At 47.8% G+C, this 7,123-nt stretch carries 5 protein-coding genes; 1 reads left to right on the top strand and 4 read right to left on the bottom strand.

Annotated features, from left to right (window positions below; genetic code table 11):
- Positions 1–22: 22 nt before the first annotated feature.
- From PSSD_RS25085 to PSSD_RS25095, 3 genes are all read right to left on the bottom strand, one after another.
- Entirely contained in the window at positions 23–400 is a 378-nt protein-coding gene (locus PSSD_RS25085; RefSeq protein ID WP_058974127.1) for a DinB family protein, read from the bottom strand.
- An 898-nt stretch (positions 401–1,298) separates the two neighbouring features.
- Positions 1,299–2,204 carry a DUF6236 family protein gene (locus tag PSSD_RS25090; protein WP_058974128.1) on the bottom strand — a complete coding sequence of 302 codons (906 nt, stop codon included), beginning with the start codon at positions 2,202–2,204 and terminating at the stop codon, positions 1,299–1,301.
- 904 nt (positions 2,205–3,108) lie between these two features.
- Positions 3,109–4,140 (bottom strand): DMT family transporter, encoded by a 1,032-nt coding sequence (locus PSSD_RS25095; RefSeq protein ID WP_235589299.1) that lies wholly within the window; start codon positions 4,138–4,140, stop codon positions 3,109–3,111.
- Positions 4,141–4,160: 20 nt separating this feature from the next.
- Between PSSD_RS25095 and PSSD_RS25100 the strand changes: the two genes are divergently transcribed.
- Positions 4,161–5,018, top strand: coding sequence for a LysR family transcriptional regulator (locus tag PSSD_RS25100; RefSeq protein ID WP_235589300.1), 858 nt, complete (start codon positions 4,161–4,163; stop codon positions 5,016–5,018).
- Positions 5,019–5,355: 337 nt separating this feature from the next.
- Here the strand turns inward: PSSD_RS25100 and PSSD_RS25105 are convergent, their stop codons facing one another.
- Positions 5,356–6,804, bottom strand: coding sequence for an IS1182 family transposase (locus PSSD_RS25105; RefSeq protein ID WP_058974131.1), 1,449 nt, complete (start codon positions 6,802–6,804; stop codon positions 5,356–5,358).
- Between the last annotated feature and the right edge of the window lie 319 nt (positions 6,805–7,123).

Below are 7,123 nucleotides of genomic sequence, written 5' to 3' on the forward strand. Positions count from 1 at the left end.
CGGTGTCGCGTACCGTGCACGATTACCTGCTCAATAAGGCCAAGCGGGCTGGTCTGCGCCATCTTTCTGTCCCTTCGCCGGTATACAGGGGGCAATCCCAGGCTTCGGCCGACATGCCGGCCGCATATTCAATGAACCAGCCGGAGCAGGCCAGCATGTACGGCACCAGGACTGCTTCCTCAGGCGTTCTGTGCGGCCTGAGACTCTGCCGGGAAGGCGCTTCCCCCTTCAGGTTGGCACGAATGAGCATGTCAGTGACGTGCATGTGGTGCATAAGCCTGAGCATCTCGCGGCGTTCAGCGCGAAAACGGCGCGCGTCCGTGTCGGCAATGGCGCTGAGCATCCCGGCATCCATCCAGTGCTTGTATCTCAGTAACGTCAGGGCGGTAACTCTTTGCATAATTTTTCCAGAGCGTCAGCACGTCTGGCATAGCGGTAGCGTGAAGTACGCATTTAATTAATCCGGTGTGGACTGAGACTGACAATCCGGAGCTTATCGCTGCCAGTCTTTTCTGCGACGGAAGGGGTTCTGGCTGAGAATTCACATTCACACCTCAATGCAAAGCACAGGATATATTTCCATACCAGCGATGGGGCAGGGTGATGTCTCCGGTAAGTGCTGCAGGTGCGCAAGGGCGGTAAGGCGCATCAGAGTGTAGTCGACCGAGGGGATTACGACAGCCCGGTGAAAAAATTCTGGCAGGGTCAGGTATTCACACTCAGGGGAATGACAGCAGTCACGCCTGACCGTATTACGCTGACGTTGCGTAATTGTATGTGACTTGACTACCCGTTTGCATTTTACTTGCTTGACCTTCGCCAACAAAATGCAACCAGGCTGACAGGCAGTTAAGAGCGATCTGCAGACATTGCTCTCAGCATTTTATGTTAATCAATGGGGAGCAGGTCAATTCTCTAATTACTCTGAAACTGTATCGATAGCCCGGAAGAATGACTCTGAAACAGGCCAGTGCCAAGCCTGTCAGGAGCAGCAACTTAAACAGAAGTCTCTCCCCTCAAAAAAATCATGCTTTCGCATAGTAAGGTTGAGCCACTAAAAACCTGAAAAGCTATCCTCTGATTCAAAAACTAAAGGCACCGGGAATATCAACTGCATTCCGCGAAAGCATTTGTAGCCTGCTTTCTTCCAGTCAAGAAAAAACGTAAGGGGGGAGAGTGAGAAGCGGGGATTAAGTATCACCTATAAACTTAACCTAATAGCAATACCGTTTGAAAAGATAATTTCAAACGGCATTGGCTACCTAATGGTTAGCTTTAGATCTAATCTAATGAAAGATTTAACGACTAATAATATTGCTCTTTGAAACAGAGGAAATATATTCAAGTTTTTTTATGTCTGGATTAAGGGGCTGCCTTTTTACAAGTTGTATTTTTACTGAATCGGCCAAGAAACCTGCGATCCCTACTGAGGCACCTAAAAAGGCTCCAGTAACGCCCGCTGCTAAAAAGGTTGCATAACTAGTTGCAGCAGAATGAAATAATGTACCAATTCCAATTCCAATTCCAATTCCAATTCCAATTTCAAAGTTTGTGGTTAGATCAAACTTAACCGGCAACTTCCACTTTTCGACACTAACATCATTGAGTGCATCTAGCGCTTTTTTTAATCTTGTTAGCGATGGTGCTCGCGCAAACTCTAAATCTTGAACATTTAAAAACTCTTTATAAATTTCATCCAGAAGTTCATGAAGGGCATTGAGTTCGTCTTTTCTTTTATGCTTGAACTCTAAAATATCATTGATATTTACCTCTCCATTAGGCACTGGCAACATATCATGTAAGTCTAATCGCAGGCTAAATGGTCTATTTACATCTTCAACTTCTTGAGCATACTCTGTACCGATTGACTGAACAAACCAGTCAGTAAATTTATCTGTTTGACTGACTTCCCGAAGGATTTTGGTTCGTGTAAAATCAAAAAAATTTAGTATATTTTTAGTGGGGTTGTTTCCCTCCCCTCTGATAAATGGCCTGTCAACCAAATTAAGTTCTAATAGTTCTTTTTCCTTGGGTAAGTTAGTATTTATTTCATTGCAAATTGGTATAACCATCTTATCCCAATATAGGGCAAGATAATTTACTTCAACTTCAGATAACCTTTTCCCAATAGCAAACCCCTGACCTGGTCCATACGAATCTAAAACAAAAGGTGTAGTGATTATTCCTCTTTCGCTGACACTCATATGCAATATATCCAATTTGGATTTACGATTAGATTAATATACCAACAACCCAAAAAAAGAATAATGTTTTATCTACAAAACTAAACTGACATGTTCATTTAATCAACATACTTAGCGTACGTTTACCGGTAAAACGCCTATTCTGCCGAATCAGCAGCGCAGCATGTCTTTTATGGTAGTCTGTACCATCCGCTACTCATGAAGGAAAAAATCATTTAAATGGTACAAAATCTATAAACCAGCTAGAAAGGAAGGGCTTCAACAATATAAGGCTGCTGGCGTATGAGGCTCGCTGGATTTGTTTACAAAAGACGAGTCAGGTGCGGGATTCTGGTCGGAATCGTAAATCGCACATATGACCCTTCCGGCCAGCTACGAACTCGTTGCTTTCTGCCCGGACAAAGATGATCTCTTCTACCGAGAGTGGATAGAAGTCATCCGGCAGTCCTGTCCGCTTTATGCATAGTGATGGTCGTGCAAGACTCGTCAGGAAGCTATTTTATCGGGCTTCTCCAGGAACCCCGTATAAAGCGGAAAAAAGCCGCTGCAAACCTACACAGCGGCTAAGGTAGTCTGTCTTTGAGTAAGCACATTAACTTACATTGCCGGTTCTGGTTTTCCAGCCCCAGGTGCACTGTTCGGAGAGGGCTTGAGAATGGAGTCCACAGCATCGCTAATCACAGTAGGTATTCGCCTAATATCATTGGCAGTCCGGCGACGGTTGCGCGCAAGTTGCAAAGCTTGTCAGGTGCACTCGGCGGCGTGAACCGTGTGAATTTCCAGATGAGTTCAGCCGCCGCCGACCATGGGGCCATGCACCGGTCCATTACGCTGCTTGGAGAAAAAGTCAGGCCATTGCTCGGAGACTGACGCTGCCACTGACTTACAGCGCACTTCCTGATGCTTATTGCTGTGGTGGCACCTGAGGGCGGTCTGCATCAGTTATCGGGGGAGTGGTTTTCTCAGAGGCTTCACCACGGATAACCATCCAGATGCCGGCCGAAGATACTGCCATCCCCAGAGCCATCTGCCACGATAGAGGCTCACCGAACATAGCCCAGGCCCAGACCATGGTTATCGGCGGGCTGAGATACAGTACGGTAGCAACGCGGGTTGCCGAGCTCCGGCGCAGGCAAATCCAGTAAAGCCCGTAGCCGCCGAAGGTAGGCAGAGTCGCGGTCCATATCACGCTGAGCGTGAAACCCATTGTGGGAATGGGAGCCAGGCTTCCCTGGCTGCCCTCAATAAAGGCGAAGGCAAACACCGCGACAAGACACTGAAGCCATAGATTAGGCAGTAACTCCATAGACTCTGAGGCACGGCTGCGTTTCTGCCATAACGTTGCCACTGCAAGCGACAGCATGCCGCCTACGGGTAAACCGTATGCCCATATCGGGGCGTGGCCCAGCCCCAGAACATTGTGGGTCACCCATGATACGCCCAGCAGTCCCGTGAGTAGCCCAAGCCAGACCTGTATGGCCAGCCGTTCGCCAAGAAAGACGGCTGCAAGCAGTGCCATTCCCAGCGGCAGTAGGTCAGCACACAGGGCAGCCAGTCCGGCCGGGACACCGGATGCGATCCCCTGCGTCACGCCGATCATATAACCGACCATCGCCAGCAGGCCGATGCCCGCGTTCTTCAGCAGTATTCTGAAAGGCGTATTCAGTATTTGTCTGTATACAAAAGGTAGCAGGAGAAGGGTTATCACGACATAGCGCCAGAACACGACGAGTAATGCCGGGGCATAACTGATGGAAAAGCGTGCGCCAACAAATCCCGAGCTCCATGAAATCAGCAGCGCCACTTCAAGCAGGGGCAGGGGAACGGCATAAAGCCAGTGAAGGCGTATCGATTTGTCTTTTGAGGATTGGCTAAGTTGGCTCATTCCAAAAGGGTAAGGAAAAGGTGTAATCTGGTAAATCAAAATAATGTGCACGAATGGTTTAAAGGATGTAAATGATGGCAGGAATTCTTCCTATCGAGTTACTACGAACCTTTCATGCTGTTGTGCGAGCCGGCAAGTTCAGCGCGGCCGCCGGGCACCTGCATAAAAGCCCGGCGGCAGTCAGTGTCCACATTCAGCGTCTGGAGGCCGTTGCGGGGGGCCAGTTACTGCAACGGGATAATCAGTCCGTCATCCTGACTGCGCTGGGAAAAAAACTGTTGCGCTCAACCGCAGAGCTCTTACGCACGCACGATAAAATTGTGGCGGATCTTCACGGGCCTGACCTTGAGGGACGTATTACCCTGGGGGTGCCGGATGAATACGCAGAACAGATCATTAAAGAGATTCTGCCTACGTTTACCGCTTCGTGGCCGAACGTGGTAATGGAGCTGAAACTGGGACCCAGCAATGAACTAAAAGAATGGGTTCAGCGTGGAAAACTGAACGCGGCACTGATCGTCCAGCCTAAGGAAGAAGTTTGCCAGAACGCTCAGCTTTTGATGTCTACGACGCCCGTGTGGGTCGGCCCCCTTAACACAGATGTGGCGCTGGAAGATCCGTTGCCTCTTGCCGTCTATGCCGCGCCATGCGTTTATTGTCAGGCGATAACGGAGTCGCTTAAAGCCTCAGGTCGACGTTCACGTATCGTACTGGAAAGTCATTCCAGCCAGGCTGTCAAAGCGTGTGTAGAAGCGGGGCTGGCGGTCAGCCTGATTGATCGTGGAAAGGTTACCGGACGTATGCATATTCTTGAAGGAATGCCAGATGTTCCCGACCATAATATTCTGTTCATCCGCAGCACCTCTTCTTGTGACGATGAGGCCGTGGATCTGCTGGCAAAGGCGCTGCATCAGTCGTTCCGGCTATAGTCATTGATTAAAGACGAACTAACGGTCTAATTTTATCTTTCTGACAACGAGGCAGACAGAAGCTCTGTGACTAGAACCATACTGAAGAAGACAAACTACCGCGACGACTTCCGCTTCTGGCATGAAACTGCCCAATGGCATGGGCGAAAGGGCTGCTGTGAGCGCAGGCTGTGTGAAAACTCATAGCTTTGAGTAGCAAAAAAATATTTTCTTTTGTGTTTTGAGAATGCTGTTTAAGTTGACGAGATAAGCTGTGATTTTATTCGGGTGTCTCAGAGGTTTTTTAGTGCGGGAAAGAGCCTAATATTTTTTCCTGGAGGATAAACGGCCGGAACCGTTAGCCGTATTGTTCCTGAAGCTTAAATATCAATCCTGTAGTACCCCAAATCGATATCATCCTTTTCAGGTTATAAGCCAATATATGTAGACTTATTTCCGTACTGACATTTTTAAATTTCCGCATCAGGAAGTGCGTTGCACCCATCCACATTTTAATTGTCCCAAACGGATGTTCTACCGTTTGCTTTCGCATGACTACCGTTTGAGGAAATGACTCAAGCCTTGCATGCATTTCTTCCATTTCAGCTTCATGAACCCAACGTCGTATACGCCTTGGATCGCGTTTCGATGTAGTGCACCTGGAGCGCTGGCTGCAATCGCGACAGGCAATATGATTAAAGTACAACTGTTGCTCCAGTCCGTCCTCTATTGAGGTAAATCGATTCTGAAGCTCATTGCCCATTGGGCATACATAAACATCTTTTTCCCTGTTATATCTGAACATTGAGCGATTATAGAGTCCCTTACGTTCAGCACCAGAGGTATCTCCTTTTGGCACTAACGCCATGGCTCCGCTATCCAGAACTGTTTTAATATCGCTGCGACTGTAATACCCTTTGTCGGCAAGTACTGTTATGTCCTTCCGGCCAACAGCTTTCTGAGCCAGTGTTGCTACTGAACCAAGTTGCCCATTATCTGTTGTGTTGGTGACTTTATGCGCAACAATCAAGTGATTCTTCGTATCCACAGCTGTCTGAACGTTGTAGCAAACTTGCCGATTCATATTATTTGTTTTCATCAACCGGGAGTCGGAGTCGGTTAAAGAGAGTTGTTTATCTGGCTGTTGTGCGACTGCTTGTTGGATCTCATGAAGCTCACGTAAACGCTTTTTTAGCCAGGCCAGTTTAGTGGCTGTTAACTTTGTGTTTGCATCTGGCTCAGTATTCTTGTCGGCTTCATCCAGCTTGTTTAAATAATAAGTAATACTTTGCTCAACGCGCTCAATATGGTCTTTGGCTTTCTGAGATGTGAAGTTGTTGGGTTTGCTGTTTACTGCTTTAAATTTGCTTCCGTCGATGGCAACAACGACATCAGTGAACATTTGCATTTGCATTTGCCGGCACAGGCCAATAAAGGCCCTACAGGCATTCCTGATACCTTCACCGTTATCTTTTCTGAAGTCTGCAATGGTTTTAAAATCAGGCGTTAATCGTTCAAGTAACCACATCAGTTCAACGTTCCGATGGGCCGCTTTTTCCAGTCTACGGGAGGACTGAATTCGGTTCAGATATCCGTAAATGTACAATTTCAGTAGGGTGGCAGGATGATATCCGGGTCGTCCGGTTCGCTTTGCATCAACTCTTCTGAAACCAAGAGAATCGAGCTTTAGTCCATCAACAAAGATATCAACCACTCTGACGGGGTTATCTTCAGTGACAAAATCATCCAGTGCATCAGGAAGTAATGTCACCTGATGCCTGCCTTGTCCTTGAATGTGATTGGCCATGCCGGTATCCGCGGTATTCATTCGTATGTTTCTAATTTTAATGAAAAAGTCAGTTCGTCGCATGGGTTTATCAAGAATGGTTGATCATATGAAACTATCGCTTAGACCAAAAAGTGATCAGGAGTTTTCACACAGCCTGAGCGATCAGCAGACATTCACAATTATTCTGCTTTAGCACAGCGGTGTGACGTCGCCACCGGTCGCTGAGTCTGCGTCGGGCTCCGTCCGCATCCAGATGGCCTGACGGGTGAGCCAGAACCCGGGGGAGTGATAAACGATACCCAGCTGTTCTGCCAGCGTCTGCGTCACCGGCAGACGA

The sequence above is a fragment of the Type-D symbiont of Plautia stali genome (assembly GCF_001485335.1).
Taxonomy (GTDB): Bacteria; Pseudomonadota; Gammaproteobacteria; order Enterobacterales; family Enterobacteriaceae; genus Pantoea; species Pantoea vagans_C.